Annotated in this window: 24 protein-coding genes; 12 read left to right on the top strand and 12 right to left on the bottom strand. The window is 35.5% G+C overall.

What is annotated here, in order from left to right:
• Positions 1-195: 195 nt before the first annotated feature.
• A complete protein-coding gene (locus BM361_RS17245; RefSeq protein ID WP_074979285.1) occupies positions 196-1,083 on the top strand; it encodes a putative metal-binding motif-containing protein in 888 nt (295 codons plus the stop codon).
• 56 nt (positions 1,084-1,139) lie between these two features.
• Here BM361_RS17245 and BM361_RS12770 read toward each other — a convergent pair whose 3' ends face one another.
• Complete coding sequence (locus BM361_RS12770; protein ID WP_074979283.1) at positions 1,140-1,655, bottom strand: hypothetical protein; 516 nt, start codon at positions 1,653-1,655, stop codon at positions 1,140-1,142.
• Between the two features lie 285 nt (positions 1,656-1,940).
• Positions 1,941-3,701, bottom strand: a complete 1,761-nt coding sequence (locus BM361_RS12765; protein WP_074979282.1) for a transcriptional regulator — start codon at positions 3,699-3,701, stop codon at positions 1,941-1,943.
• Positions 3,702-3,958: 257 nt separating this feature from the next.
• On the opposite strand from BM361_RS12765, the gene BM361_RS12760 reads away from it, so the two are divergent.
• The gene (locus BM361_RS12760; RefSeq protein WP_074979280.1) at positions 3,959-5,713 is read left to right on the top strand and encodes an APC family permease; all 1,755 of its coding nucleotides are present in this window, start codon (positions 3,959-3,961) and stop codon (positions 5,711-5,713) included.
• Between the two features lie 18 nt (positions 5,714-5,731).
• Here BM361_RS12760 and BM361_RS12755 read toward each other — a convergent pair whose 3' ends face one another.
• Positions 5,732-6,400 carry a sterol desaturase family protein gene (locus tag BM361_RS12755; RefSeq protein ID WP_074979278.1) on the bottom strand — a complete coding sequence of 223 codons (669 nt, stop codon included), beginning with the start codon at positions 6,398-6,400 and terminating at the stop codon, positions 5,732-5,734.
• 143 nt (positions 6,401-6,543) lie between these two features.
• Here BM361_RS12755 and BM361_RS12750 point away from each other — a divergent pair, with 143 nt between their 5' ends.
• The 3 genes from BM361_RS12750 to trxA all read left to right on the top strand — a co-directional run bounded on the left by BM361_RS12750 (position 6,544) and on the right by trxA (position 8,647).
• Complete coding sequence (locus BM361_RS12750) at positions 6,544-7,836, top strand: dipeptidase (protein ID WP_074979276.1); 1,293 nt, start codon at positions 6,544-6,546, stop codon at positions 7,834-7,836.
• Positions 7,837-7,956: 120 nt separating this feature from the next.
• On the top strand, positions 7,957-8,235 hold the full coding sequence (locus BM361_RS12745) for a DUF3817 domain-containing protein (protein ID WP_038263708.1): 279 nt from the start codon (positions 7,957-7,959) through the stop codon (positions 8,233-8,235).
• Between the two features lie 112 nt (positions 8,236-8,347).
• Positions 8,348-8,647: a thioredoxin gene (gene trxA, locus BM361_RS12740; protein ID WP_074979274.1), complete on the top strand. Its 300-nt coding sequence runs from the start codon at positions 8,348-8,350 to the stop codon at positions 8,645-8,647.
• Positions 8,648-8,794: 147 nt separating this feature from the next.
• Here trxA and BM361_RS12735 read toward each other — a convergent pair whose 3' ends face one another.
• The 5 genes from BM361_RS12735 to BM361_RS12715 form a co-directional block, all read right to left on the bottom strand.
• A complete protein-coding gene (locus BM361_RS12735) occupies positions 8,795-9,646 on the bottom strand; it encodes a universal stress protein (RefSeq protein WP_074979271.1) in 852 nt (283 codons plus the stop codon).
• A 74-nt stretch (positions 9,647-9,720) separates the two neighbouring features.
• A complete protein-coding gene (locus BM361_RS12730) occupies positions 9,721-10,569 on the bottom strand; it encodes a dienelactone hydrolase family protein (protein WP_074979269.1) in 849 nt (282 codons plus the stop codon).
• Between the two features lie 104 nt (positions 10,570-10,673).
• Positions 10,674-11,357, bottom strand: a complete 684-nt coding sequence (locus tag BM361_RS12725) for a YiaD family glycine zipper/OmpA-like lipoprotein (RefSeq protein ID WP_074979268.1) — start codon at positions 11,355-11,357, stop codon at positions 10,674-10,676.
• A gap of 19 nt (positions 11,358-11,376) precedes the next feature.
• Positions 11,377-11,862 (bottom strand): lipocalin family protein, encoded by a 486-nt coding sequence (locus BM361_RS12720; protein ID WP_074979266.1) that lies wholly within the window; start codon positions 11,860-11,862, stop codon positions 11,377-11,379.
• 80 nt (positions 11,863-11,942) lie between these two features.
• The gene (locus BM361_RS12715) at positions 11,943-13,943 is read right to left on the bottom strand and encodes an alpha-ketoacid dehydrogenase subunit alpha/beta (protein WP_074979264.1); all 2,001 of its coding nucleotides are present in this window, start codon (positions 13,941-13,943) and stop codon (positions 11,943-11,945) included.
• Positions 13,944-14,104: 161 nt separating this feature from the next.
• Here BM361_RS12715 and BM361_RS12710 point away from each other — a divergent pair, with 161 nt between their 5' ends.
• From BM361_RS12710 to BM361_RS12690, 5 genes are all read left to right on the top strand, one after another.
• Positions 14,105-15,055, top strand: a complete 951-nt coding sequence (locus tag BM361_RS12710; RefSeq protein WP_074979262.1) for an isopenicillin N synthase family dioxygenase — start codon at positions 14,105-14,107, stop codon at positions 15,053-15,055.
• A 60-nt stretch (positions 15,056-15,115) separates the two neighbouring features.
• The gene (locus BM361_RS12705) at positions 15,116-15,442 is read left to right on the top strand and encodes a translation initiation factor (RefSeq protein ID WP_038263684.1); all 327 of its coding nucleotides are present in this window, start codon (positions 15,116-15,118) and stop codon (positions 15,440-15,442) included.
• A 79-nt stretch (positions 15,443-15,521) separates the two neighbouring features.
• The gene (locus BM361_RS12700; protein ID WP_074979260.1) at positions 15,522-16,454 is read left to right on the top strand and encodes a DUF1835 domain-containing protein; all 933 of its coding nucleotides are present in this window, start codon (positions 15,522-15,524) and stop codon (positions 16,452-16,454) included.
• Between the two features lie 22 nt (positions 16,455-16,476).
• Positions 16,477-17,346 (top strand): nucleoside phosphorylase, encoded by an 870-nt coding sequence (locus BM361_RS12695; protein WP_074979258.1) that lies wholly within the window; start codon positions 16,477-16,479, stop codon positions 17,344-17,346.
• Complete coding sequence (locus BM361_RS12690) at positions 17,346-18,191, top strand: substrate-binding domain-containing protein (protein ID WP_038263676.1); 846 nt, start codon at positions 17,346-17,348, stop codon at positions 18,189-18,191. The genes BM361_RS12695 and BM361_RS12690 overlap by 1 nt, the downstream gene beginning before the upstream one ends.
• 5 nt (positions 18,192-18,196) lie before the next feature.
• Here the strand turns inward: BM361_RS12690 and BM361_RS12685 are convergent, their stop codons facing one another.
• Positions 18,197-20,287: a polysaccharide lyase family 8 super-sandwich domain-containing protein gene (locus tag BM361_RS12685; RefSeq protein ID WP_074979447.1), complete on the bottom strand. Its 2,091-nt coding sequence runs from the start codon at positions 20,285-20,287 to the stop codon at positions 18,197-18,199.
• 75 nt (positions 20,288-20,362) lie between these two features.
• The gene (locus BM361_RS12680) at positions 20,363-21,028 is read right to left on the bottom strand and encodes a uracil-DNA glycosylase (RefSeq protein ID WP_074979257.1); all 666 of its coding nucleotides are present in this window, start codon (positions 21,026-21,028) and stop codon (positions 20,363-20,365) included.
• A gap of 119 nt (positions 21,029-21,147) precedes the next feature.
• Between BM361_RS12680 and BM361_RS12675 the strand changes: the two genes are divergently transcribed.
• Positions 21,148-23,319, top strand: a complete 2,172-nt coding sequence (locus BM361_RS12675) for an endonuclease MutS2 (protein WP_074979445.1) — start codon at positions 21,148-21,150, stop codon at positions 23,317-23,319.
• 1 nt (position 23,320) lies between these two features.
• Positions 23,321-23,734, top strand: coding sequence for a thiol-disulfide oxidoreductase DCC family protein (locus BM361_RS12670; protein ID WP_074979443.1), 414 nt, complete (start codon positions 23,321-23,323; stop codon positions 23,732-23,734).
• Here BM361_RS12670 and BM361_RS12665 read toward each other — a convergent pair.
• Together BM361_RS12665 and BM361_RS12660 are read right to left on the bottom strand one after the other, a co-directional pair.
• The gene (locus BM361_RS12665) at positions 23,729-24,466 is read right to left on the bottom strand and encodes an alpha/beta hydrolase (RefSeq protein ID WP_074979255.1); all 738 of its coding nucleotides are present in this window, start codon (positions 24,464-24,466) and stop codon (positions 23,729-23,731) included. The two genes, BM361_RS12670 and BM361_RS12665, sit on opposite strands and share 6 nt — an antisense overlap.
• A complete protein-coding gene (locus BM361_RS12660; protein ID WP_038263660.1) occupies positions 24,466-25,341 on the bottom strand; it encodes an alpha/beta hydrolase in 876 nt (291 codons plus the stop codon). Before BM361_RS12660 ends, BM361_RS12665 begins: the two co-directional genes overlap by 1 nt.
• Positions 25,342-25,347: the final 6 nt, after the last annotated feature.

The raw sequence follows: 25,347 nt of genomic DNA, 5'->3' as shown, positions 1-25,347 counted from the left end.
ATAAATTCCACTTACTCCTTTTAAAAGTTGTTGCGGAATCTCCTTTTTTAGTGGTTGTTGATTATTTGTCTATTACCAAAATGAGCCTCCGTGCAGATATTCATTTAATTTAGAGTACTGATTACCTCCCCCGTATACCGGAAGTTTCTTCCACACCAAGCGAAGTAAATATTAAACAACCAAAACTTTTATTTTATGAAAAGCAGTATTTTATTTTTAACACCCAGACGTGCAATCAAAGCATTAGCAATCACAATGGTTGTTTGCATAACGGGCGGATGTACATCAGACCACGAGGATGAATTAATGTTAGATCCTGAAAATGTAACTTTTAAAAAGAGTAAAGACAAGAAAATTCAGATTTGTCATTATGATTCGGAGGATAATTCATGGGGAATTATAGAAGTAAACAATAATTCATGGGATGACCATGCCTCTCATGGAGATGTTCGATTAGATGACCAGGACAATGACGGTGCGGTACCTGATAATGCCTGTGAATTTGGAGTAATGGGCGATTGTGATGATTTGAATGCCGATGTAAGCCCTTTAAACAACGAAATTGTTAATAATGGTATCGATGATGATTGTAATCCAAATACACCGGATGCTCCCGAACTTGTTGACGCTGATAATGATGGAGTTACTTCTGATTTGGATTGTGATGATAGCGATCCGTTCAGATTTCCGGGCAACCCGGAAATATTATTTAATGGAATAGATGATGATTGTAACCCCGAAACACCGGATGTTATTGATAGCGACAGTGATGGTGTTAATGATAATGTAGATGATTGTCCTGAAGTTCCTGGCCTCATATTGTTTAATGGATGTCCTGATACAGATGGTGATGGGATACAGGATTCACTAGATGCCTGTCCATTGGTAGCTGGTGTTCCCCAACTTAATGGATGTCCGGATTTAGATGCGGATGGAGATGGTTTTAATGCCAGTGAAGATTGTGATGATACCGATCCGACTGTATATCCCGGAGCTCCGGAAATATGTGGAGATAATATAGATCAGGATTGCGATGGATATGATCGAAGTTGTTCCGGTGGCGGACCCGTTATAATAAAATAGCCCCATTAACTAAATAAAGGGCTTGATACTCACTCCTTAAAAAAGGAGTGAGTTTTTTATAGGGTATATTTAACGGTCTTTCTTTTTGAATCCTTTTTAATAGCTACCTCATAGGCAATAATAGCATCCGAATTTTTAACGTATTTAATGGTACAATTTACCTTATTGAATTCCCAATCCGGATATTGCCTGGCGATCTTACTACTTATCGTTAATGGCAAGCGCACATTTTCATATTTTTCAATACAACTGATCAATGCACCTTCCTGATTATAGGTGGCCTCTACTCTATTATTGCCTTCAGAAAAAGAGATGTGATAAATAGAAGGATCTTCTGAAGTATATACCTTAGCATTTGCTAAGTCGTAATTTGCCACATACTTTTGAAAGTCTGAAATAACCTCGCTTACATTCTTTGTATCAAAATTTGATAAGTATTCACTGTTTTTTACGGGAGTCGTTAGTTCGCTTTTAAATGAACTTTTATCATAATTAACCGAGGCAATTACCTCTTGAGCAGCTGTTAGATTGGTAAATCCTAAAAATACCAAACCAAAAATAAATGTTTTCATTGTGATTGATTTTTTGAGTTAAAGTTTTGGTGATTAATGTTTGTTAACCGACTTGGCTTGGGGGAAGTTTTTACCGGAACTATTTAGTGTGCTCCAACATTGGTGATATGTTGTGCACTTATTTCAATGCTATTAATAGAAATAAGTTGAGCATAGTTCCTTGCTAAATCTTTAGTTCTAAAGTACAGAAAATCAGCGCCTAACACTAAAAATCACTATAGACTAATTATAGACAAGGAGTGAATAGATGTTCTTTATTGCTTGAATATCAATAGATAGGAAAGACTATAAACTTTGAATGAAGTCATCGAGATCGACCTCTTTAGCGAGGTTAAGCTTTTTGCGTAGTCGGTATCTGCTGGTGTTTAAAGACGCTATGGTAATATTTTGTAGACGTGCAATTTCATTACTGTTGATTTTCAGACGAATCAATGAACACAATCTTTTATCTGTTTTGCTTAATTCGGGAAACTTCGATTTTAATTTTCGGTAAAAGGCATCACTTAATTTATCCAGGCGCTCATAAAACTCTTTGTTCTCAGAGTCAAAACTCACTTTATTTTTAATTTCCTGCTCCAATTCATCCATTAAACTTTTTCGCTGCCTGCCTTTAGTGGCTTTTAACGTTTCAATTTTATTAGCCAATAACTCTGCCCATTTTTGATTTTGAGAAAGATTAATAGCAAAATCAGAAAGGTCTCTCTTCTTGGCAGCTACTTCATTTTCTAATTGCTGGTTTTGTACGGCAGCATATTTCAACCGTTCTTCAGCGAGAAGGCGTTTATTCCTGGCGTTAATTAGATGTTGTCGCCTGCTAAAGAATAAAGAGGTAAGTAAGGTTATTACCAATAAAGACAGCGAAGCTGAAATGTATAATTTTAATCGCTGGTTTTTAATTTTATTCTCTTTAATGGATTGCTCCATTTTATAGTTTAATCTTATTTTATCTAAAACAATATCATTCGTAGCGGTTAGCCATCTTTTATCTACATCTTTTGAAACTTGATAAAGGCTATCCGACAGCTGATTTAAGTATTGTTCATTTTCATAAGCCTCTTTAAAGGCTCCTTTTTTGTACAACAAAATCGATTTAGCTTCTAAGAATTCAGGCATTGACTTCTGGTATTCCCAGGCTTTATTCTTAGGGTCATTTATAAGACCATTCAACCTGAAGTACGTCTGCTGTGCATCCTCTAGCTTATCTTGTATTAAAGTAGCATTCATATGCTGAGCTCCCGCACTTATAATACGAGGCATGTCTAAAGATTTTAAATCCTTATTAATGATATGCTGGTAAAAATCGAAATTCAGGCCATATAAGTGTCCGGCCTCCTCCGTTTTACCCTGATCCATATAAATATCTGCTATATTATCCCTGATGCTTCCAATGAGATAATGATTTGGAAACTCCGCCTTCGTAATATCGAAAGCCTTTTTAAAATAGACCAATGCCGTGTCGGTTTCATTTTTGCTCCAATAATGAAAAAGACCCAAATTGTTTAATGCAGAAGGATAATAAGGAGTGTTTCTTGTTTGTGCAAAATCAATATTCTTAAGATGATAAACCGCAGCACTATCATTTAGAGAAAGTCTGGCATAATTTTCGGCTAAGGCGGAATACGCAAAACATACTTTTACATAAAATTCCTCTTTAGTACCTTCGGAAAGCTCATCAGAAACCTGGTGATAATATTTCAATGCTTCCTTATTGGACTTTATACTCTCTTCCGGTAACCCTATCTGGTAAAACCAGTTACCCGAATGAAAATAGCTATCGAGTTTATACGTAATATGGTCGGTAATAAATGGAAGTAACTCCATTCGCTCAAAATGCTTCATCAGATACGCCTGTAATTCATCTTCAGTAAAAGATTCTCTTCGGAAGGTCTTGATATCGTCTACAGGAAATTGTGCATTCATAGTGGCGGTTAGCTCCTGATGTCGTAATAAAGCTTCTTCACTGTCTATAGCTTCTTGACTATATCCAATGGATAACAATAGTAACAACACCACTTTACTAATTCTAACCGCAAATGCTTGATACATAAACTTAATTACAGATGATTATTCGTGTTAAAATAACCAATAATATACAATTGAAGCTACTGATATCACTATGCTGTATAATTCTTCGTTGTAAGACAACATCGAAGTTAACTTTATGAATTTCTAGGTATTATACCGAGGAATAATCAATTATTCATGGAAAATTTCCTATTTTAGTATGACCTGCGATTATTAGGTTCTTAGATACGGATTTATCCTGTTTTTGATTTCTGTTTGTTTCATTCATTTAAAACGGCATGCCTAAGACCACCATTAAACCCATTGTAAAACAACTCAAAGAGTTACCTGCAACAGCCATTTGTGGTAACGATATTAGTTCTTCATGTTTATATGTGTCCTCGCTTACCATTTTATATGCGGGCCAATATGCCTGGATATCGTTATTAATTGTCGCATTAGTATTATACCTGTTCCGCAAAATTTACGGAGAGGTTGTGGGGGCCATCCCACTTAATGGTGGAGCTTATAATGCCCTGTTGAATACAACCAGTAAATCGGTTGCTTCCCTTGCCGCCACCCTTACCATACTTTCTTATATGGCCACCGCAGTAATTTCGGCCAGTGAGGCCATGCAATATGCCCATGGATTATTGGATAACTGGCCCGTTATGATTACCACCATTATACTTTTATTCTTATTTATGAGTGTAACCATAATGGGGATTGGCGAATCGTCGAGAGTGGCTGTCGTTATCTTTGTGTTTCATCTTTCATCCCTGATTATTCTTTCATTATTCTGTGGATGGTTTATCGTGAACAACGGTTTAGGGATATTTAATAAAAACTTGTCTCTTCCGGTTCAGGGTAGTGTTACGAATGCCTTATTTTTTGGTTTCAGTGCCGCTATGTTAGGAATTTCGGGTTTTGAAAGTTCTGCTAATTTTGTAGAAGAACAACAACGAGGTGTTTTTAGAAAAACACTGAGAAATATGTGGGTTATCGTTAGTGTTTTTAATCCGCTAATGGCATTTCTGGCCCTCGCCATTCTTCCTATTCCTGAAGTAAAATTACACCAGGAAGCACTCCTGTCTCATTTAGGGTTAAAAGCTGGAGGAAGCTGGCTTTCATTTCTTATTTCAATTGATGCTGCATTGGTATTGAGTGGTGCAGTGCTTACTTCCTTTGTTGGAGTTAGTGGACTCACTGAGCGAATGACCTTAGATCGTATATTACCCTCCTTTTTACTAAAGCGAAATAAAAAAGGGAGTACCTATTTAATTGCCTTTTCCTTTTTCTTGTTATGTACATCTGTGATGCTTATAACAAAAGGTCGTCTGGAAGCATTGGCAGGCGTTTATACTATTGCTTTTCTCTCGGTAATGGTACTGTTTGGAATCGGTAATATTCTATTGAAAATCAGGAGAAAAAATCTTCCCAGACCCGAACGCTCTAACTGGATCGCTCTTCTTTTAGCCATAGGGATGGTTATCCTGGCTTTAATAGGAAATGCCATCATGAATCCAGCTTATCTGAATGTCTTTATTGAATATTTCATTCCAACCATGCTGATTGTGGTCATTATGCTAAACCGGGTTTTTATTCTCAAACTAATTTTAAATATAATCCTTTATTTTTTCAGGCCATTAGAAAGGTCCGTCAGGAGGTTGCACGCCGGTATATTGCGGATTATAAATAAAATTAATGAACAGGAATTCGTTTATTTCACAAAAGATGATGATGTAGCTACCCTGAATAAAGTAATGCTTTATATTAAAAGAAATGAGCATACGAGGCGACTTAAAATTGTAGCAGTGTTAAAAGAAAATGAGAAAATCTCTGAAACGTTATTAAGCGATATAGAGGTGTTGGACAGAGAATATCCGGATGTTAAGCTGGAGTTTATTCAAATGGAAGGTGAATTTGGTCCTAAACTCATTAAAAAACTATCTAAACAGTGGAATTTACCTATCAATTTTATGTTTATAGCATCCCCAGGCGATCATTTTCCCTACAGGATTGAAGAACTGGGTGGAGTTAGACTTATTATTTGATCAAAAAAAACCCGTCTTTTAGGACGGGTCTATAAATTCTCCAGCTTTCGCTTGTTGTTTCTTTTTATCTTCTAATAACTCGGGCATCGTTCCGAATATATAATCCCATAAAGGCGATGATACACCAAATGCTCTGTCTGGTTGCCTGTAATGATGAATGGCATGATGATGCCATAGTATTTTTAGGAAGTTATCTGGTACTTTAAAAATATGTACGCTATAGTGAATGGCAAGATATCCTGTGTATCCCATTAAAAAGCCCGCTAAAAATCCAAATACATAATCCCCCATCATGGCACGATAGATAGTAAAAAAGAAACTTGCCAGTATTAACGCCAGTATAGGTGGCATAGCCAGACGCTTCTTGTCTTTAGGGTAATCGTGGTGTACCCCATGAACTTTATGACTAAACTCCTCCATCTTCTCCGTTTGCGGATGATACAGGTATCTATGCATTAAATATTCCACCAGTGTAAATACAAACATGCCGGCAAAGAATAATAAGATCATTACCGGGGTTGTGAATCCTTTTTCAATAATCCCATAATATATCAGGCAACTTGATATAATTGTATACAGGGTTAGCGGAATTGCTATATGTGTTTTGGTTAATTGTTCGAGAATTGGATTTTTAAATATGGTACCACTTCCCTTATGTTTAGGTCTTCTATTTTTTTTAGCACTCATAGTATGCACAAGATTGATGGTTAAAGCCTACACAAATTTATAAAAATGCACTTAATTGAATTACAACAAACGAATCAAATTTCTTTCTTTACAAATAATAATGTATTTTCATCCAAACTTCTAACCATATTAATAAATTATAAATGAAAAACTTATACTTACCGGTATTAGTATTCTTCCTGGTTTTAGGATGTAAAGAAAAGCCTTTAACCGAAGAAGAAATCGTAGTAAAAGCGAAAGAAATACACCAAAAAGTAATCACAATAGATACCCATTGTGATATCAATGTTAAAAATTTTACTGATTCCCTCAATTACACACAAGATCTGGATACTCAAATCACCCTCCCTAAAATGAATGAAGGAGGCCTGGATGTAGCTTGGTTCATAGTGTACACAGGGCAGGATTCATTAAACCCTTCGGGATATGAAAAAGCATATAACAATGCCATTTCAAAATTCGAAGCGATTCACCGTCTTACAGAGATAATTGCTCCTGATAAAATAGAATTAGCTTATAATTCTGACGATGTACGACGTATCCATGATGCCGGAAAAAAGGTGGCAATGATAGGCATAGAGAACGGATACCCTGTTGGAATGGATATTAGCAATGTAAAAAAGTTTTATGACCTGGGAGGTCGCTATATGTCGCTCTCTCATCAAGGACATAGCCAACTATGTGATTCTAATACGGGGGAGGAAAATGATGAATGGTTGCACAATGGTCTCAGTGAATTAGGAAGAGAAGTCGTTTCCGAAATGAATAAATACGGAATGATGATCGATGTATCTCACCCGTCAAAGGAATCTATGAAACAAATGATTGAACTTACCAAGGCTCCCATTATAGCATCTCATTCATCTTCACGTGCCTTATGCAACCATAGCCGAAACCTGGATGATGAACAATTAATGTGGTTGAAAGAAAATGGCGGTGTTGTCCAGACAGTGGCCTTTAGCTCTTATGTGAATACGGAAAAGCATGAAGCTTTCCAGGAGCAAGCAAAAGCTATCTATGATGACGTGGCTAAAGAAATGAACTTTACAACAGTTGGATGGGATAGCGTAAGACAAATGCCGGATTCTATGCGTAATGCATATGTTGATAAGTATAGGGCCATGCGAAAGGCAGCTAGTGATAAGGTCGAAGCTTTAAAGGCTTCTGGAGATCCTGTGGATGTTTCGGATTTTGTTGATCATATCGATTACCTCGTCAATAAAATAGGGATAAAACACGTGGGAATTAGTTCAGATTTTGATGGTGGCGGTGGAATTTACGGATGGAATGATGCCTCAGAGACTTTCAATGTAACTCTTGAACTCGTTAAACGTGGCTATACCGAGAAGGAAATTGCTATGCTTTGGGGTGAAAACCTTCTTCGTGTATTGGATGAAGTACAGGCCGTTGCTCAGCAGTTGCAAGAACAATCTTAATAAAGTAAAAAACACTATTAAAAGGGTTGAGATAATTTTTCTCGACCCTTTTCTTTTTAACAAATATTTCAAAAGAGATTGTCAGCTGTGTTGTAATTTTGCCGCACAAAGAATGAACTTATGAATCTTAAGAATTTTAGAATAGTCAGCATATTAGAAGGAATTTCATATTTACTTATTTTGGGTGTAACCATGCCATTGAAATACATGTTAGATCAGCATGCTCCAAATCAATATATTGGAATGATGCATGGGATCCTTTTTATGATGTATGTAGTAATGGCTTTGGTTTTAAAAAATAAACAAAACTGGTCTGCATACACCCTTGGCATCATACTCTTATGCTCGATAATTCCTTTCGGTACCTTCTGGATGGATAGAAAATATTTACGGGCGTAACTTAAGTTACTGATTTTTAAATATCAACTTTAGAACTTTGCCATAAATTTTCCACCTTGTACAAGGTATGGACAAGTTATTCGTTGTTATCAATTAATAAGAATAAGAAACCATGAAAAGTAGTTTTAAAGATATCATCAATAAAGAGAAACCAGTGCTTATCGATTTTTTCGCAACATGGTGCGGACCATGTCAGACACTGGCACCTATATTAAAAGAAACCAAAAATGAATTGGGTGAAGAGGTTAATATTGTAAAGGTGGATGTGGATAAAAACCAACCTTTAGCGGCTAACTTCCAGGTTCGTGGAGTACCTACTCTTATTTTATTTAAAAATGGAGAGATTGTTTGGCGACACTCCGGACTCACATCAAAAAATGACCTTGTAAAGGTGATTAAATCACATTTATAGATAAAAAAGAGACTAAATATTTGGGATCGTTTGTTTGATAAAAGTGATCTGAGAACCAACAAATTCTATTTATAATCTTTTATCATAAAGCATTAAAGGTACCCATATTTAGTCTCTCCTTTGGTTTATAATGGTTTAAGCGTTATTTTATTTATGAGTATAATCATGTAATACCAAATATGGTATTTGAATATGGAAGCTTATTTCTTCAACTCTGGGTTTTCCAAATATTCGTTGAAAAAAGTTATGGTGTCTTGCTACCATACATAACATATCTACTTCTCTGCTCTCTGTAAACGCTCTAACCGCAGATTCTAATGAGAGTTTAGATAAGGTATAATGAGCATGCGGGATGGTCTCCAGGATACCGTCTAAATATTCTTTAATTTTAATCTGTTCGGATTTTAATTCATTCCTGGCCTCAAGTGCGTGCAAAATTCTAATACTTGCATTCCATTTTTTGGCAATATCAATCATAGGAGCCAGCTCGCTTTCTTCCCAATAGACATCATACTCAGTAGCGAAGGCTATTTCTTTTACTGGTTTGAATACGGCTGTTTCAGGAATTGCTAATACAGTACATTTCACTTTTCCAATAACTCCAGCTGTATTACTTCCAATAATCACTTCCCGTACTCCACTGGAACCTTTAGTTCCCATGACTATAAAATCAATTTCATACTTTTTCACTACAGATTTAACTCCGGATACGAAAAAATCATATGCGCTAATTGATTTTACTTTTTCGGCTAAATCAGGGAATTCTTTTTTGATCCTGTTCATGACTTCAGTAAGCCCCTCCTCAGAGGACTTTCTGGCCATGTCTGATAATAACTTAGTGTTTTTAGAAGAAGTAACTCCACTAGTCGGTTGTGCTGTTGGAGGTGTATAGGAATTGAACAAATAAAAATTCTCCGTTTTAGAAAACATACGAAGTGCATAATTAATTGCATTCCATGCATTTTCAGAGAAATCGGTTGGTAATAAAATGTTTTTCATGGTGTTATATCATAATTATAGTTCTAAGATACTATGAACACTTTATTCATAAAATGATATATGTCAATCGTTTACTACATGGATTCATTGAAAACCTCGTTTAAAAGGTTTTTTAATTCGTTCCAGGACTTTCTATCTGCTTCAGCATCGTACTTAAGTGGTAAGTTAAATTTATTACCCAACGAGTCAGCAACTTTACTGGTAAAGGAGTGCACAACTCCGGGATATTCCACGTATTTATATTCAATGTTTAAACTGTCTAGTTGAGCTTTAAACGCTGTGACTGATTCTTTATTGATAAAAGGATCGTCGGCCCCGTTACAAACCAGAACAGTTGCTTTTAAATCTTTATTTGGCATTACCGGTAATTGTACTCCACTGTGAAAGGCTGCCACAGCATCAAGGTCAGCACCCATATTAGCCATTGTTAAAGCCACACTACCTCCAAAGCAATAGCCGATGGCGGCTATTCTTGTGGAGTCTACTGAAGGCTGTTCTTTTAATAGTTTTAAGGCTACATCGAAACGTTTCTTTGCCTCCCCTATATTACCCATTACTTGTTGTGCAAATTTACCGGCGTCATCCGGATGCATAGCCTGCTTGCCATCTCCATACATATCAAGAGCCAAAGTGGTGTAACCCAGTTCTGCCAGCATATCGGCCCGGTGACGTACATAATCATTATGTCCCCACCACTCATGAACAATCAATATTCCGGGTCTTTTGCCCTTCTTACCGGCATCATAAGCAAGATACCCCTGTAAATTGGTTGTGTCAACGGCATATTTAATGACTTCCCCTTTAACATCTACAACTACTGAAGGCTTATCTTCCGACTGCGGTGCTTCCTGTTTTTTCTGCTTGCATCCTGTAATAAAAAGGATTCCGAGTAATAGGATAAAAGCACTTTTATAAAGTCTCATTTCTTTGTTTTTTGATTTACCTTATTAAGATAGTGATTTCTAGAATTTTATCACAAAAAAAAGTCCGGAAAACCGGACTTTTTATTTCATATAGTGAAGTTTCTTTATTGATTCTTCGCTTCGTTAATCATTTCCTGACTAGCAACGATTCCTAATTCTACTCTCCTGTTTTTAGAGCGACCTTCAGCTGTAGCATTATCGTATTTAGGCTGTGTTTCTCCATACCATTTTACTGTAAATCTTGATCGGTCTACCCCTTGTGCCACTAAATAATTAACTACCGAATTAGCTCTTTTTTTGGATAAAGACATATTATAGCTGTCTGCTCCTGAACTATCTGTGTGACCTTCTACTAAAATGTTAGTATCATCATATTCCTTAAATACTTCGGCCATTTTTTGCAATGTTTCCTGACCTTCTGATTGAATTTGGTCAGAATCAAATCCAAATTTAACACCACTATTTTCGTCAAAAGTAACGTTGATACCTTCACCAACTCTTGTTACCTCTGCTCCAGGGACAGCTGCTTTGATTTCTTCAGCCTGACGATCCATTTTATTACCTATTCGATTCCCAACTGCACCACCGACAGCAGCACCAATAATAGCACCTAATACACTATTACCATCACCTACATTATTCCCTATGACACCTCCTATAGCAGCACCAGAAGCAGCACCAATGGCGGTACCCTTTTGTTCATTGTTTGCATTTTGAATTGCTGAACAACTCATCATTAAAGATGCAGCTATTATTACTAATGAAGATTTTCTTAAAATTGATTTCATTCCTGTTATTTATTTTTATTTATAAAGATTTTCTACTGTATTGAAGAGCTAAGGTGACAATATCACCATCTACATTGACATCAGTAGTGAGTTTCATTTGATTCTGATTTAGTGAGGCTACCTTAAAAACATAGCCATATCCTCCGTTTAAATCATTTTTCTTTTCATCGATATACTTGAACTGGAATTGAGAAGGCACTCCATTTACATCTTGAATAGACCAACGAATATTTCTTTGTCCGGTTGGACATCCATCATTCATGATATTATAGAATCCTGTACTATTGTTAGATCTGAAAAACCATTCACTGCCTTTGAAACATTTTGAATCTGCATCATTAAATAAGGTAGATTTAAAGTATCCTTGAGTTCCTTCATAAGAAACATCTGTCAACTCCCAAGTGCCATCTATAGATTTTCTCGTCTCTTTATTTTCTTTACTCAAACTACATGAATACAGAATTAAAGAACAAATTGTAATAAGTAAGATGTGTTTTTTATTCATAAGATTTTAATATTAGTTCTACTAAAGATACGTAAAAAATATCCTGTTAAGATTACGAAACCTTAAGATTTCACATTTTATTAATATTTTAAAAGCTCCAATAAAGCCGCTTCAAAATAGGTCCTTCCTAAAAATTGATTTTCTAATTCCTTTGCAAAAGGAATAGGGGTTTCGAGACTACCAATTCTCTTAACCGGAGCATCAAGATACTCAAAACAATTCTCCATTATTATAGAAGAAATTTCACTGGCGATTCCACCAAACAAGGTATCCTCCTGTAAAATAATTGCTTTCCCCGTTTTCTTTACGGATTGTATGATTGAAGATACATCCAAAGGTTGTAAAGTTCTTAAATCGATGAGATCAGCGTCTATATCGTCATGACTGTTTAATACATCTAAAGCCCAGTGAATACCTGCCCCATATGATATTATGGTAATATCTTTTCCTTCTTTTAAAACAGCTGCCTCGCCAAATGGAATGGTATAATAGTTCTCAGGAACTTCCTGATAGATGCTTCTGTATAATCCTTTATGTTCGAAAAACATAACCGGATTCGGATCGTTGACCGCCGTATTTAATAAGCCTTTTGCATCTCGTGGAAAAGCAGGATATACCACCTTTAATCCCGGGGTTTTTGTAAACCAGGCCTCGTTTGTCTGGGAATGAAAAGGACCGGCTCCTACTCCAGCACCACATGGCATTCTAATAACAACATCTGCATTTTCATTCCATCTATAGTGCGATTTTGCCAAATAATTTACAATCGGATTAAATCCTGACGAAACAAAGTCAGCAAACTGCATTTCAACAATTGCTTTCATCCCGTTTATGGAGAGTCCCATAGCTGTAGAAACAATTCCGGATTCACAAATTGGAGTGTTTCTGACCCTATCTTTCCCAAAGGATTCAACAAAGCCTTCTGTTATTTTAAAAACACCTCCATATTCAGCTATATCCTGTCCCATGATAACTAAATTGTCATGCTTTTCCATGCTCTGTTTTAATCCTTCCGAGATAGCATCTACCAAACGTATGTTTTTACAGTTATATGATTCTTTAAAATGCTTATAATCAAAACCCTTATAAACATCATTTAACTCAATACTTAGAGACGGAGTGATCGCTTTTTGATGGTATGCCTGGTTTAAATTTTCATCTATCTCTAGTTTGATATTACGCTTTAATTCCTCATCGATTTTGTCATTCAAGAGTCCTAAATCATAAAGGTGGTTTTTATAATTTTCAATTGGATCCTTAAGTGCCCACTCGTTCAATAATTCTTGCGGAACGTATTTTGTTCCACTCGCTTCCTCATGTCCCCGCATTCTGAATGTTTTGAATTCAATTAACACGGGCCTTGGATTTGACCGAATATCTTCAGCTATGGTTGAAATCGTACTATACACTTCCAGAATATTATTACCATCAATAAGGTGTCCTTCAATTCCGTATCCGGCAGCTCTATCAACGAGGTTCTCACAATTGTACTGTTCCTTTACCGGAGTGGAAAGCCCATATCCATTATTTTCAATACAGAAAAGCACCGGTAAATTCCAAACAGATGCAATATTAAGTGCTTCGTGAAAGTCTCCTTCACTCGTACCTCCTTCTCCGGTAAAAACTGCTGTTATTTTCTTTCTATTGTTCAACAGATCTCCGAGTGCAATACCGTCGGCCACCCCTAATTGAGGTCCTAAATGAGAAATCATACCCACAATTTTATATTCCTGGGTTCCGAAATGAAAACTTCTATCTCTGCCTTTGGTAAAACCTCCTTCTTTACCCTGCCACTGCTCAAATAATCGATTTAAAGGAATATTCCTTGCAGTAAATACCCCTAGATTTCGATGCATAGGTAAAATGTATTCATCTTCCATCAAGGCCTTGGTTACACCGACCGAAATGGCTTCCTGACCGATCCCGCTAAACCATTTTGATATTTTGCCTTGTCTCAGTAAAACCAGCATTTTTTCTTCAATCATTCTGGGCTTAAGCATTCCCTTGTATAACTCAAGGAGCTTTTCGTTAGCAAGGCCATTGCTATTGAATTCTATATGTGTATTTGATACTGTTTTCATTACGACTTGTGAGATTAACACTCAAATGTAGAAAAAATTAACAATCAGCTGTATGAAAGTTATATTTTTTTAGTCTGTTGATATTTATGTTATAAAAATGGCAACATTATTCCCTACATTTGTGTTAACAGACTTTACAGACTAATTAAACACACATAATTATGAGTAATATACCCAGCGTCGATTTAAGAGATTTCTTATCAGATGATCCTGCTAGAAAACAAAAGTTTATCGATGAAATAGGAGCTGCTTATGAGGATATAGGTTTTGTAGCCTTAAGGGGACACTTTTTATCTGATCAACTCGTCAAGGATTTATATGAGGAAATAAAAAATTTCTTTGCATTACCACAAGACGTAAAGGATAAATATGAAATACCGGGTATTGGAGGGCAAAGAGGATATACTTCTTTTGGAAAAGAAACGGCTAAAGGATTTAAAAAACCTGATCTCAAGGAGTTTTGGCATTTTGGACAGTATGTTGAAGGTGATCCGAAATTAGAAAAGGAGTATCCTGACAATGTAATCGTTGAGGAACTTCCGAAATTCAATGAAGTGGGTGAAGAAACCTATAAAATGTTGGAAAAAACAGGGCAATACGTATTAAGGGCTTTGGCATTACATCTCGGATTAGAAGAAACTTATTTTGACAAATACATCAAGAATGGTAATTCTATTTTACGTCCGATACACTACCCGCCTATTACTGAAGAACCTGATAATGCAGTTAGAGCAGCGGCCCATGGTGATATTAATTTAATAACCTTACTCATGGGAGCTCAGGGTAAAGGGTTACAGGTACAAAACCATCAGGGAGATTGGGTTGATGCTATCGCCCAACCCGATGAGCTAATGATCAATGTAGGAGATATGTTATCGCGACATTCCAATAACCGTTTAAAATCAACGATTCACAGGGTCGTTAATCCGCCGAAAGAAATGTGGAGTACTTCCAGATATTCGATTCCATTTTTTATGCACCCTATTAGTGAGATGCCGTTAGATTGCCTTGAGAATTGTATTGATGCAACACACCCAAAACTCTATGAAGATATTACGGCGGGTGAATTTTTACATGAACGACTCGTAGAGCTTGGTTTAATTAAAGAATAAAAAACAATAAAATGAATGAAGAACAGTTTTAAAACCAGCAACTAACTTCATTTTAGGATTATGGATTTACAGGATCAGTTAAAAAATTTATTTCCAGATCACGTGCCATCTGAGGAAGATCAAAAGGAAGAACAAAGTAACGTCTGGCTTCAGGATGAACCTCTTTTGTGTAAATATGAAAAGAGAAAGGGAAAACCGGTTACTATAATCGCCGGATACAATGGTGCGGATAACGATTTTAAGACCCTTGCCAAAGAAATTAAGACCATGTTAAGCGTTGGAGGGAGCTTTAAAAATGATGAAATACTCATTCAAGGAGATTACCGTGATAAAATAATGGATTTCTTAAAGAAAAAAGGATTTAATGTAAAAAGAGTTGGAGGCTAATCTTAACATTTTTTGTTGTGGTGTGTTATATGAAATTTATAATTTTATCATTACTTAATCAAACCTTAACATTATACTAATGAGTAAGATACTGCACATAACTAATGGTGATTCCTTTACTTCATATTTGGAAAAACTAGGCATACAAGGTGATATTATTACCTGGCGTGAAATGCTGTGTGAGGGTAAAACCACTACTGATGTTGGAAGTGAGCATTTTTGGAGAAATCGCTATGACTATCTCAAAAACACTTACAAAATAAGCAAAGAACGTTTTGTTGAGTTTACTTTAAAGGAATATCGAAGATTATGTAATCAAAAAAGCCAAAGAGAAATTGTTCTTTGGTTTGAATACGACCTGTTTTGTCAGGTAAATATGATTGCAGTATTGAGTTGGTTGCATAAAAACAGAAAGGGTGTACCCGTTTCACTGGTTTGCTCTGGAATTGAGGATGCCTCTGATAAACTATTTGGTTTAAGTGAACTTCCCGGGAATCATTTAAAAAAGTTATTTAAAGAACGAATTAGGTTAACCATAGATGATATTGAATATGCCGATTATATCTGGCAACTGTATTGCGGAGATAACCCAATTCAACTATATTCAGCTATTCAGCAGAATTCTTCCCAATTAAAGTACCTTACACCTGCCCTACTGACTCATTTACATCGTTTCCCTACTGTTGAAAATGGACTTAATGAACTTGAAAACAAGACCCTTCAATCTGCCAGAAATTTTAAGATTAAAAGTAAAGAAGAGCTTATAAGACACATGTTGAATGACCAGGGTTATTATGGTTTTAGTGACTTGCAATACAAAAAGCTGATAACCAATTTACGTCCATTATTCATATCATTCCACCCTGCTAAGCTTACCAAATTGGGAAATGAAGTGGTTGACAACATTACCAACTATTATGGAAGTATTAAAGATGAAAATGTTTATTTAGGTGGTGCCCCAAAATATTCTTTTCTTTACCATACCGAAACTAATAAACTATTAAAGTTATAGTGTCCTTTTAAAATTATTCTAAGTGAGTCTAGAACCTTCAGAATTAATACTAAATCCGGATGGTAGTATTTATCATCTGAACCTCCTGCCTGAGGATATTGCAGATACTGTAATTACTGTTGGAGATCCTGATCGTGTAACAAGTGTTTCCCGGTATTTTGATCGTATTGAAATAAAAAAAGGAAAGCGAGAATTCGTTACTCATACCGGCGAATTAAATGGTAAGCGTTTAAGTGTTATTTCAACGGGAATAGGGACAGATAATATAGATATTGTATTAAACGAATTAGATGCTTTAGTAAATATTGATCTTAAGAACAGGCAAATCAAGAATCATTTAAAGTCTATAGATATCATTAGAATAGGGACCTCAGGTTCATTACAACCGGATATCCCTGTAGATTCGTTTTTATTGAGTGAATATGCTATTGGTTTTGATAGTTTACTTCATTATTATCTAAGCAAAGATATTCAACATCAGGCATTACAAGAAGATTTTATAAAGCATACTTTATGGAGTAAACATAAATCTACTCCCTATATCGTAGGATATAATAGTGCCTTGGGCGATTTATTAAATTCGGATCAACTTTATTTAGGTATGACGGGGACTAATGTCGGTTTCTACGGTCCACAGGGTCGTGTTTTGAGACTACCCCTAAGTGATGCCGATTTAAATGATAAATTGGCTTCTTTTGAATATCGAGGGCTAAAAGTCACCAATTTAGAAATGGAAACTGCCGGTATTTATGGTTTAGCTAAATTACTGGGGCATCGAGCAGCATCTATGAACTGTATTATTGCTAACCGTCCGAATGGTACTTTTTCGAAAGACCCAAAAACTTCTGTGGATAACCTCATAAAGTATACCCTGGAAAAATTAACAAATTAATGATAAAAGTAAATATAGCCGGAGTTCCGGAACATTTTAACCTGCCTTGGCATTTAGCCATTGAAGAAGGTGCGTTTGAAGATAGAGGTATTGATTTAGTATGGAATGAGGTTCCTGAGGGAACTGGACGAATGTGTCAGATGCTTCGCAATGGGGATACCGATATAGCCATCATACTTACCGAAGGAATCATAAAGGATATAACCGAAGGAAACCCATCTAAAATAATCCAAAAATACATTGAAAGTCCGCTATTATGGGGAATACATGTTGGTTCCAAATCTGCTTTTAATTCATTGAATGATCTTGAAAAAGGTAAAGTTGCGATTTCAAGATATGGTAGCGGAAGTCATTTAATGGCCTATGTAAATGCAAAGAATCAAGGTTGGAATGTTGATGAGTTACAGTTCGAAGTGATCAACAATTTAAATGGGGCCATCGAGGCTTTAACTAATGGGACTGCCGATTATTTTATGTGGGAACATTTTACGACAAAGCCTATTGTTGATGAAGGAATCTTTAACAGAGTTGGGGACTGCCCTACTCCATGGCCATGTTTTGTTATAGCGGTTAGCGATCAGTTCAATAAAGAAAACCATAACATCGTTAATCATATCCTGGAAGTTATAAATTCTTATACTACTGAATTTAAAGATATACCTAGTATTGACCGAACTATTGCCAATCGATATAATCAACAATTGACCGATATTCAAAAGTGGTTATCCATCACGCAGTGGAGTCAATCTCAGATATCGGAGGCTATGATTGACAAAGTGCAGCATCAACTTTTAGAATTAAATTTAATTAACGACAAGCTTCCATTTAAGAAATTAACCTTTTAAAACAACTATTTTTTCACAGGTATATTTCCTTCAACATCAACCTTAAGGCTAGATCCGGCATAAGGTCCGCCAGGCATGTTGCAGGTTCTGATTAAATGATAATTAGCTTTTTTGATCTTAATGTCGAGTTGTATTTTATTACGAGTTTGAGAAGGATCTGAGATGTATACCTCAGGATTCCCCGGGTCTTTATAATTCAGCATAAGTGCACATGGTGCATCGACTCTAATTTTAATGCCTTCATGTTGAAAGGTTCCCGCTTCATAAAAGATCATTTGTAATAAACTAAGCTGGTTGCTCTTTGCGGCTTGTATGGAAGCCTCGTTATACAGTACCTCAATATCTTTTTGGTTGTAATCTTTTAACTGAGCTTCATTACTGATTCCTGGAACCACTATATATTCATACGAAGCGTTACCTGGTTTAATTCCATGATCGAACCAGGCTGTCATGACCTTTTTCGAAACTTGATGTGATGATTGGGTATTATTAATTTCATACCAGCTCCCTTTTTGTACTCCGGCAGTATATTGCAATTCATTTTTTCTGGGAAAGAGATAGGTGGTTTCGTTGTTTATAATCCACTCAATATGTTCGCTTTTTTCTTTTTTAAAGACCTTGAAATTGTCTCCTAAATTGGTTTGGTCGATAGTTGTAAGAATGGGATTCGTGGTATATGAACGTATATTCGATCCGAGACAAACAATTTCATCATCAAAAAAGAACCAAGCTTTTTTTGCATGAACGCCATAATCTTTTAGCCAATACATATGCATTCCGAAAACATTATTGGAAACCCCACCGGTGAAAGTTGAATTTCCAAGAATCTGCCACGCCTTACGAACAGGTATTTCGCTAACCAACGGAGCGGTTACTCCAGGAATTTTATTCCAATCCCAAACAGGGAATATATTATAATATTCATCTCCTCTAACCCTTATGTTTGTTGCTCCATCAGATAAGAAGTATCCTTTTAGGTTTTCTTTATTACCATTTTCTGTCTTAGAAGTTCTGTTGGAGGAAGTCCTAACGGAAAAACTATAATTGTTGTTTTTATGAATGGTAAAATCAGATCTCCAAAAATGATAATTTTGATTCTTAGGTAACTTTGATTTATAATCGACTTTATTAATTTTGGCTATGGCTCTATCATAAGTCTTACCTCTGGAGGGATCTATAAATTTTAATTTTTCAAGTGTCTTTACAATGTCTTTATCATGTAATCGGTTTTCACGACTAATACCCCTGCCGTTTACGCTATAATCCATATAACCACCATGCAGGGTTTCCACATAGGTATTTAATATAAATTTGGATAATAATTTTAATTTCTCCCCTGTTAAGGCATAAGAGGTCCCTTTAAGATAGGTAGCAACTAAAACTTCATTTTGAACAAAAACGGTACCATAGCCTCCTATGTAAAGTTGAGGCCCGTGTTGTTGATACGAGTAATCATGTTGAAGGCCTTCTTCGGTAGTAAATTTTATAGGATAGAAACTTTCATCTACCCCTTTTTTTAAAACGTTATGGTCTCTTAACAAACAACCCCTGTAAATATAATGAAGTGCAATATCTAATTTATTGGCTCCTGTCCATTTTTCTGGATCCCCACGATGCATTTGTTTGATCAATCGCTTTTCCAACTCTGGATTTAATTCATTATTCCCATGCTCTAACAAGATTAAAATAGCTCCTAGTTGCTGTGGAGCAGCTATTTTGTTGAACCACCAGTTATTACTTTTAGGATCTCTTTCATTCCAATATTTCAGTCCGTTTCTCAATGCATGGAAAACTGCCTCATTTAGATAAAATTTACTTTTGGGATACGTATAACCCAAGGATAACTGATTCAAGTATCTTAAATGTTGTAAGGGTTCCCATAAAGTACGATGTGTTATCGAGTAATCTATATTATCCCAGGAACCATTATTTTCTTGATTTCCGATAATAACTGCTACACTATCATCTAATTTTAGAACATCCTTAATTTTAGTATGCTCCTCTTTTTGGATGTTTTCTATGATCTTATCAAAATCAGTTTGACCATATATTTTGTTGAAGCTTATTATTAAGAGGCAAATTAACCAGAATCTCATATTAGGATTATTCATTATTGGTTGGTAATACAATCGATTGTAAATATACTAAAATAATATAAGTAGACTAATAATCTACCAGTTAACAGGTTCTTTTCCTGCTTCTTTAAGATAGGTGTTGCAAGCGCTAAAATGCTTGTTTCCAAACCAATAACCACGGTTTGCACTTAAAGGTGAGGGATGTCCGGAGGTTAATATTTTATGTTTAGACTTGTCTATGAGCTTACTCTTTTTTTTCGCATATCCACCCCACAGAAGAAAGACCACATCTTCTTTTTGTTCTGAAATGGATCGAATAACAGCATCCGTAAACGTTTCCCATCCCCTTTTTTGATGACTACCTGCCCGATTAGCTCTTACGGATAATGTTGCATTAAGTAGCATAACTCCCTGATCTGCCCATCGTTCTAAATTACCACTAACAGGATAAGGAATTCCAAGATCATCATTCACTTCCTTAAAAATGTTAACTAACGACGGTGGATGCGCCATCCCTGGATTGACCGAGAAACAAAGACCATTTGCCTGGCCAGGACCGTGATAAGGATCTTGTCCGATTATAACCACCTTAAGGTCATTAAAGTGACAATGATTGAATGCTGCAAAAATTTTGGTTCTTTCAGGGTAACAGGTATTCTCCTGATATTCAGCGTTCACAAATTCAGTTAACTCGTCAAAATAGGGTTTATTGAACTCTGATTTTAAAATTGATTCCCAATCGGGATGTATATATGCATTCATTCTCATCAAATTATTCTGTGACTAAAATAATATTATCTTTTTAAACTATGAGTCTAACTCCATTGGCATTCTAATGAAATACTTAATTTTGTATGGCCTTAAATGAGGTATATATTGCTATGAATAAGATTCACGACAAAACATTACAAGATTTAGAGTTTTCAACCGTCCTAAATCAAGTTGCCGACAGGTGTACTACTGAATTAGGAAAAGAAGCTGCTTTAGAGATTAAGCCTTTTTCAAAGAGGGACAAGATGATAGAAGCTTTAAATCTCACCAATGAGTATCTATCATCGTTTGATAACAATAATCAAATCCCTAATCATGGATTTGAAGATATTTCGCCTGAAATCAAGTTATTAAATATCGAGAATACGGTTATTGAAATTAAAGGGTTTAGAAAAATAGGTGCTATTTCAGGTACTGTAAATACTCATATCACTTTTTTTAAAAAGTTCCATGACTACTATCCTACCCTTTTTAGGACTTCTCAACAAATTGAATTTACAAAGGAAATTATTGAGGAAACAGAAAAGGTCATTGATCGTTTTGGCGAGATTAAAGATGATGCATCTCCCGATTTAAAATACATCCGAAGACAGTTAAACGAGGTGAAAAGTAAAATAAATCAAAGCTTCTCCAGAGCTCTGAGTAGTTATATTGCCTCCGGTTATTTAGATGATATCAAAGAATCAGTGGTTGAAAACCGACGAGTTTTAGCGGTAAAAGCCATGTATCGTCGTAAAGTCAAAGGAAGTGTTCTAGGGAGCAGTAAAACAGGGAGTATTGTTTATATTGAACCGGAAGAGACTTTCAGATACAACAGAGAATTAAATAATTTGGAATATGATGAGAAAGAAGAAATAAATCGTATTCTAAAAGGTTTAACCGATTTTCTTCGTCCCTATATTCCCCTTTTACAAGATTATCAAACATATTTAACCTTAATTGATGTCGTATCAGCCAAGGCTAAATATGCATCAGACGTAAATGGAATATTACCTGAAATTGTCGGGCATAAAGAAATGGAACTGATTGATGCCTATCATCCACTTTTATACCTAACTAATAAAAGAAAGGGTGAAAAGACATATCCTCAATCTATTTCACTTCATAAAGAAAATAGAATCATTGTTATTTCCGGGCCTAATGCCGGGGGGAAAAGTATCACTCTTAAAACTGTCGGATTACTTCAGGTAATGCTTCAGAGTGGAATGTTGGTTTCTATTCATCCAAGAAGTAAAATGTGCTTATTCAACAGGGTTTTAACGGATATAGGAGACAATCAGTCTATTGAAAATCATTTGAGCACCTACAGCTACCGATTAAAGAACATGAATTACTTTTTAAAGAAGTGTAATGATCAAACTTTATTTTTAATCGATGAATTTGGCACCGGTAGTGACCCCGAATTGGGTGGTGCTCTGGCAGAAACCTTTCTCGAGGAATTTTATCACCGTGACGCTTTTGGTATTATTACAACTCATTATGCAAACCTTAAAATGTTGGCTGATGAACTTCCTTACACTACTAACGCGAACATGATGTTTGATAACAACACTTTAGAGCCTGTTTTTAAACTTGTTGTCGGTCAGCCCGGGAGTTCATTCACATTTGAGGTAGCTCAAAAAAACGGGATCCCTTATAGCTTAATTAATAGGGCGAAGAAAAAAATTGAACGCGGAAAGGTTCGATTTGACAGAACGATTGCAAAGCTTCAAAAAGAACATCGTCAGATGTCCAAAACCTCTTCACAATTAAAAGAAGAAGAAGTTAAGGCCCGTGAGGAGGCAAGGAGACTGGATGAACTTAACAGTAAAATAAAAAATAAACTAGAAAGCTATCAGCAGTTGTACGATCATAACCAGCGCATGATTTATTTAGGAAATAAGGTAAATGATATTGCTGAAAAGTATTTTTATAACAAAAAGAAACGTCCGCTAATTTCCGAATTTTTGAGAATTGTTGAAACAGAAAACTCTAAGCGAAAACATCAAACAAAAAAGGAAAAGCAAGAAATTAAGGTTAAGAAGCAAACCGTAGAAAAAGAGGTTCAGAAAGAGGTTGCCGTTATTCGAAAAAAGAAAAATGTAGAGAAAAAGAAGAATTTAGACAAGGAGGTTAACAAACCTAAACCTATTCTTAAAATTGGAGACCGTGTTAGGCTTCTGGACGGGAAGGCAATCGGTAGCATAGACACTATAGAGAAAAATAAGGCCATTGTAAATTATGGTATTTTTACTACCAGTGTAGCATTAGATCAATTAGAACTTGTTGAAGCAAAGAAATGATATGAAAATACCTGATAATAAAAAGATAATTCTATTTGATGGTGTATGCAATTTATGTAATAGCACTGTACTATCTGTAATTAAACGAGACAAAAAAGATTCATTTCGATTTGCTTCATTACAAAGTGATATCGGTATGCAACTTACCAAAGAACGAGGAATCGATACTCAAAAGATAGATTCTATAATTCTTATCGATCCAGGAAGCGCCTATTTTGTAAAATCAACTGCAGCCTTAGAAATTGCAAAAGAATTTGGAGGATTTATGGGCTTTATGGGTTCTGTTTTACTATTTATACCTGGCAGTGTCAGGGATATGGTTTATAATTTTATTGCAAAAAACAGGTATAGGTGGTATGGCAAAAAAGAACAATGTATGGTTCCAACACCGGAGTTGAGGGATAAATTTTTATAAAATCTGATCTAAATACTTATGATAGCCTTCAAAGTTGCGTAAATCGTTGTGCACGGCTCCCTCAATAGCTTTCAACTCTTTACTTTTACTATTTGATAAATGATAAAGTTTTTGTGCAAGTTCATATTTCACTAAAGGATCGTCAGACCCATGTATTATAAATGTTTCACTATTAATTAGTGGCATATTGCTTTCATTTTGGAAGGGATATTTTAATAATAGACTTGTTGGTAAAAACCAAAATTTTGTTTTTGCTACTTCTTCCAGGGTAGTAAAAGTAGATTCCAAAATAAGCTTTTCCGATTTGGTATGAAGTGATGTATAAGAGGCAAAGGCACCACCCAGAGACCTGCCGAACAAGATAATCTTATCTTCGGTAAAAAATTGACAGCAATAGTTATAAAATACCAAAGAGTCTTCAAGCATTTGTGTGTAGGAACGTTCTCCTTTACTTTTTCCATAGCCTCGGTAATCCATCAAGACCACATCATATTTATAAGTACTTGATAGTTGCTCTCCCCAAATACCCCAATAATCAATGTTTCGTGCATTACCATGAAAGTATAATATAATTCCTTTTGAGTCATCTTGCTGAAAGTGTACCCCATGCAGTTTAGCACCATCCTTTGCTTTTAAAAACACCTCTTTAAAGCGTATATTGAAATTAAATTTATGGTTTTTTGGAAGTTGCTCACTTTTAAAAATTAGTTTTTCCTGTAAATAGTTTAACATCAAAATAATTTTTTACCTTTTTTCTTCTTCTTTCTAAAATTCAAACTCGTTGTCTCAGGGTCTATAGGTTTTGGTCTTTTAGAGTTTAATATTTCCTCTAAAAATCGATGGTACATAGGAAACGTGTGTAAGTTATTATGTCCTCCCCCAATTACAGGGTAAAGTCTGGTTTGTTCCGGTTTGATCTTAGACAATTTAATACTTGTTTTAAACGGAATTAATTTATCATTGGTACCATGAATAATTTTTATGGGACAATTTACCTCTTTCAACGATTTATGCGTCTTTACAGGAAATCGCAGCAATAAAGACATTGGCATAAAGGGTAAAAACCTTTTTGCTATATAACTCACACTGTAATACGGTGCATCTAAAATCAGTAATCTAGGGTTGTTAGTTGCCGCAAGGTAAGCGGCAAACCCCGATCCTAAAGATCTGCCATATAAAACAATATGACTTTCTTCAATTTGTGTTTTCAGTTCATCATAGATATACTGTAAATCATGCTTTATTCCTGCTTCAGATCTTAATCCTGTACTTTTTCCAAAGCCACGGTAATCTATCATTAGTACATCAAAACCATATCGAGTGAAATCTACAGCAAATTTTCCCCAACCTTTTACACTTTTAGAATTCCCCTTCAAATAAAAAACAATCCCTTTCGAGTTCCTGACCTTAAAATGAACTCCATTAATATGAACATGATTCGCTACAGCTATGTTATATTCTTCAAATACCTGATTTTTATATTTATATTCAAAATCCTGAGGAAGTTTTTCTGGTTTGAATATAACTCGTTCCTGTAAAAAATATACTGCTATATTTAATACTATATAAGTCAGTATTACAACGGGTATGACAAACCACCAATTCATCTTCTT

The sequence above is a fragment of the Zhouia amylolytica genome, from assembly GCF_900116365.1.
In the GTDB taxonomy this organism is placed as follows: Bacteria; Bacteroidota; Bacteroidia; order Flavobacteriales; family Flavobacteriaceae; genus Zhouia; species Zhouia amylolytica.
The sequence above is the reverse complement of the archived record's forward strand: the minus strand, read 5'-3'. Positions and strand labels throughout refer to the sequence as shown.

What these genes read in the sequence shown, in the direction of transcription:
- BM361_RS12685 (WP_074979447.1), bottom strand. Translation starts at nt 20,287, where the DNA reads ATGAGATTCTGGTTAATTTGCCTCTTAATAATAAGCTTCAACAAAATA.
- BM361_RS12710 (WP_074979262.1), top strand. Translation starts at nt 14,105, where the DNA reads ATGAGTAATATACCCAGCGTCGATTTAAGAGATTTCTTATCAGATGAT.
- BM361_RS12735 (WP_074979271.1), bottom strand. Translation starts at nt 9,646, where the DNA reads ATGAAAAACATTTTATTACCAACCGATTTCTCTGAAAATGCATGGAAT.
- BM361_RS12725 (WP_074979268.1), bottom strand. Translation starts at nt 11,357, where the DNA reads ATGAAATCAATTTTAAGAAAATCTTCATTAGTAATAATAGCTGCATCT.
- BM361_RS12730 (WP_074979269.1), bottom strand. Translation starts at nt 10,569, where the DNA reads ATGAGACTTTATAAAAGTGCTTTTATCCTATTACTCGGAATCCTTTTT.
- BM361_RS12715 (WP_074979264.1), bottom strand. Translation starts at nt 13,943, where the DNA reads ATGAAAACAGTATCAAATACACATATAGAATTCAATAGCAATGGCCTT.
- BM361_RS12750 (WP_074979276.1), top strand. Translation starts at nt 6,544, where the DNA reads ATGAAAAACTTATACTTACCGGTATTAGTATTCTTCCTGGTTTTAGGA.
- BM361_RS12670 (WP_074979443.1), top strand. Translation starts at nt 23,321, where the DNA reads ATGAAAATACCTGATAATAAAAAGATAATTCTATTTGATGGTGTATGC.
- BM361_RS12755 (WP_074979278.1), bottom strand. Translation starts at nt 6,400, where the DNA reads ATGAGTGCTAAAAAAAATAGAAGACCTAAACATAAGGGAAGTGGTACC.
- BM361_RS12770 (WP_074979283.1), bottom strand. Translation starts at nt 1,655, where the DNA reads ATGAAAACATTTATTTTTGGTTTGGTATTTTTAGGATTTACCAATCTA.
- BM361_RS12705 (WP_038263684.1), top strand. Translation starts at nt 15,116, where the DNA reads ATGGATTTACAGGATCAGTTAAAAAATTTATTTCCAGATCACGTGCCA.
- BM361_RS12720 (WP_074979266.1), bottom strand. Translation starts at nt 11,862, where the DNA reads ATGAATAAAAAACACATCTTACTTATTACAATTTGTTCTTTAATTCTG.
- BM361_RS12765 (WP_074979282.1), bottom strand. Translation starts at nt 3,701, where the DNA reads ATGTATCAAGCATTTGCGGTTAGAATTAGTAAAGTGGTGTTGTTACTA.
- BM361_RS12675 (WP_074979445.1), top strand. Translation starts at nt 21,148, where the DNA reads ATGAATAAGATTCACGACAAAACATTACAAGATTTAGAGTTTTCAACC.
- BM361_RS12700 (WP_074979260.1), top strand. Translation starts at nt 15,522, where the DNA reads ATGAGTAAGATACTGCACATAACTAATGGTGATTCCTTTACTTCATAT.
- BM361_RS12665 (WP_074979255.1), bottom strand. Translation starts at nt 24,466, where the DNA reads ATGTTAAACTATTTACAGGAAAAACTAATTTTTAAAAGTGAGCAACTT.
- BM361_RS12760 (WP_074979280.1), top strand. Translation starts at nt 3,959, where the DNA reads ATGCCTAAGACCACCATTAAACCCATTGTAAAACAACTCAAAGAGTTA.
- BM361_RS12690 (WP_038263676.1), top strand. Translation starts at nt 17,346, where the DNA reads ATGATAAAAGTAAATATAGCCGGAGTTCCGGAACATTTTAACCTGCCT.
- BM361_RS12680 (WP_074979257.1), bottom strand. Translation starts at nt 21,028, where the DNA reads ATGAATGCATATATACATCCCGATTGGGAATCAATTTTAAAATCAGAG.
- trxA (WP_074979274.1), top strand. Translation starts at nt 8,348, where the DNA reads ATGAAAAGTAGTTTTAAAGATATCATCAATAAAGAGAAACCAGTGCTT.
- BM361_RS12660 (WP_038263660.1), bottom strand. Translation starts at nt 25,341, where the DNA reads ATGAATTGGTGGTTTGTCATACCCGTTGTAATACTGACTTATATAGTA.
- BM361_RS17245 (WP_074979285.1), top strand. Translation starts at nt 196, where the DNA reads ATGAAAAGCAGTATTTTATTTTTAACACCCAGACGTGCAATCAAAGCA.
- BM361_RS12745 (WP_038263708.1), top strand. Translation starts at nt 7,957, where the DNA reads ATGAATCTTAAGAATTTTAGAATAGTCAGCATATTAGAAGGAATTTCA.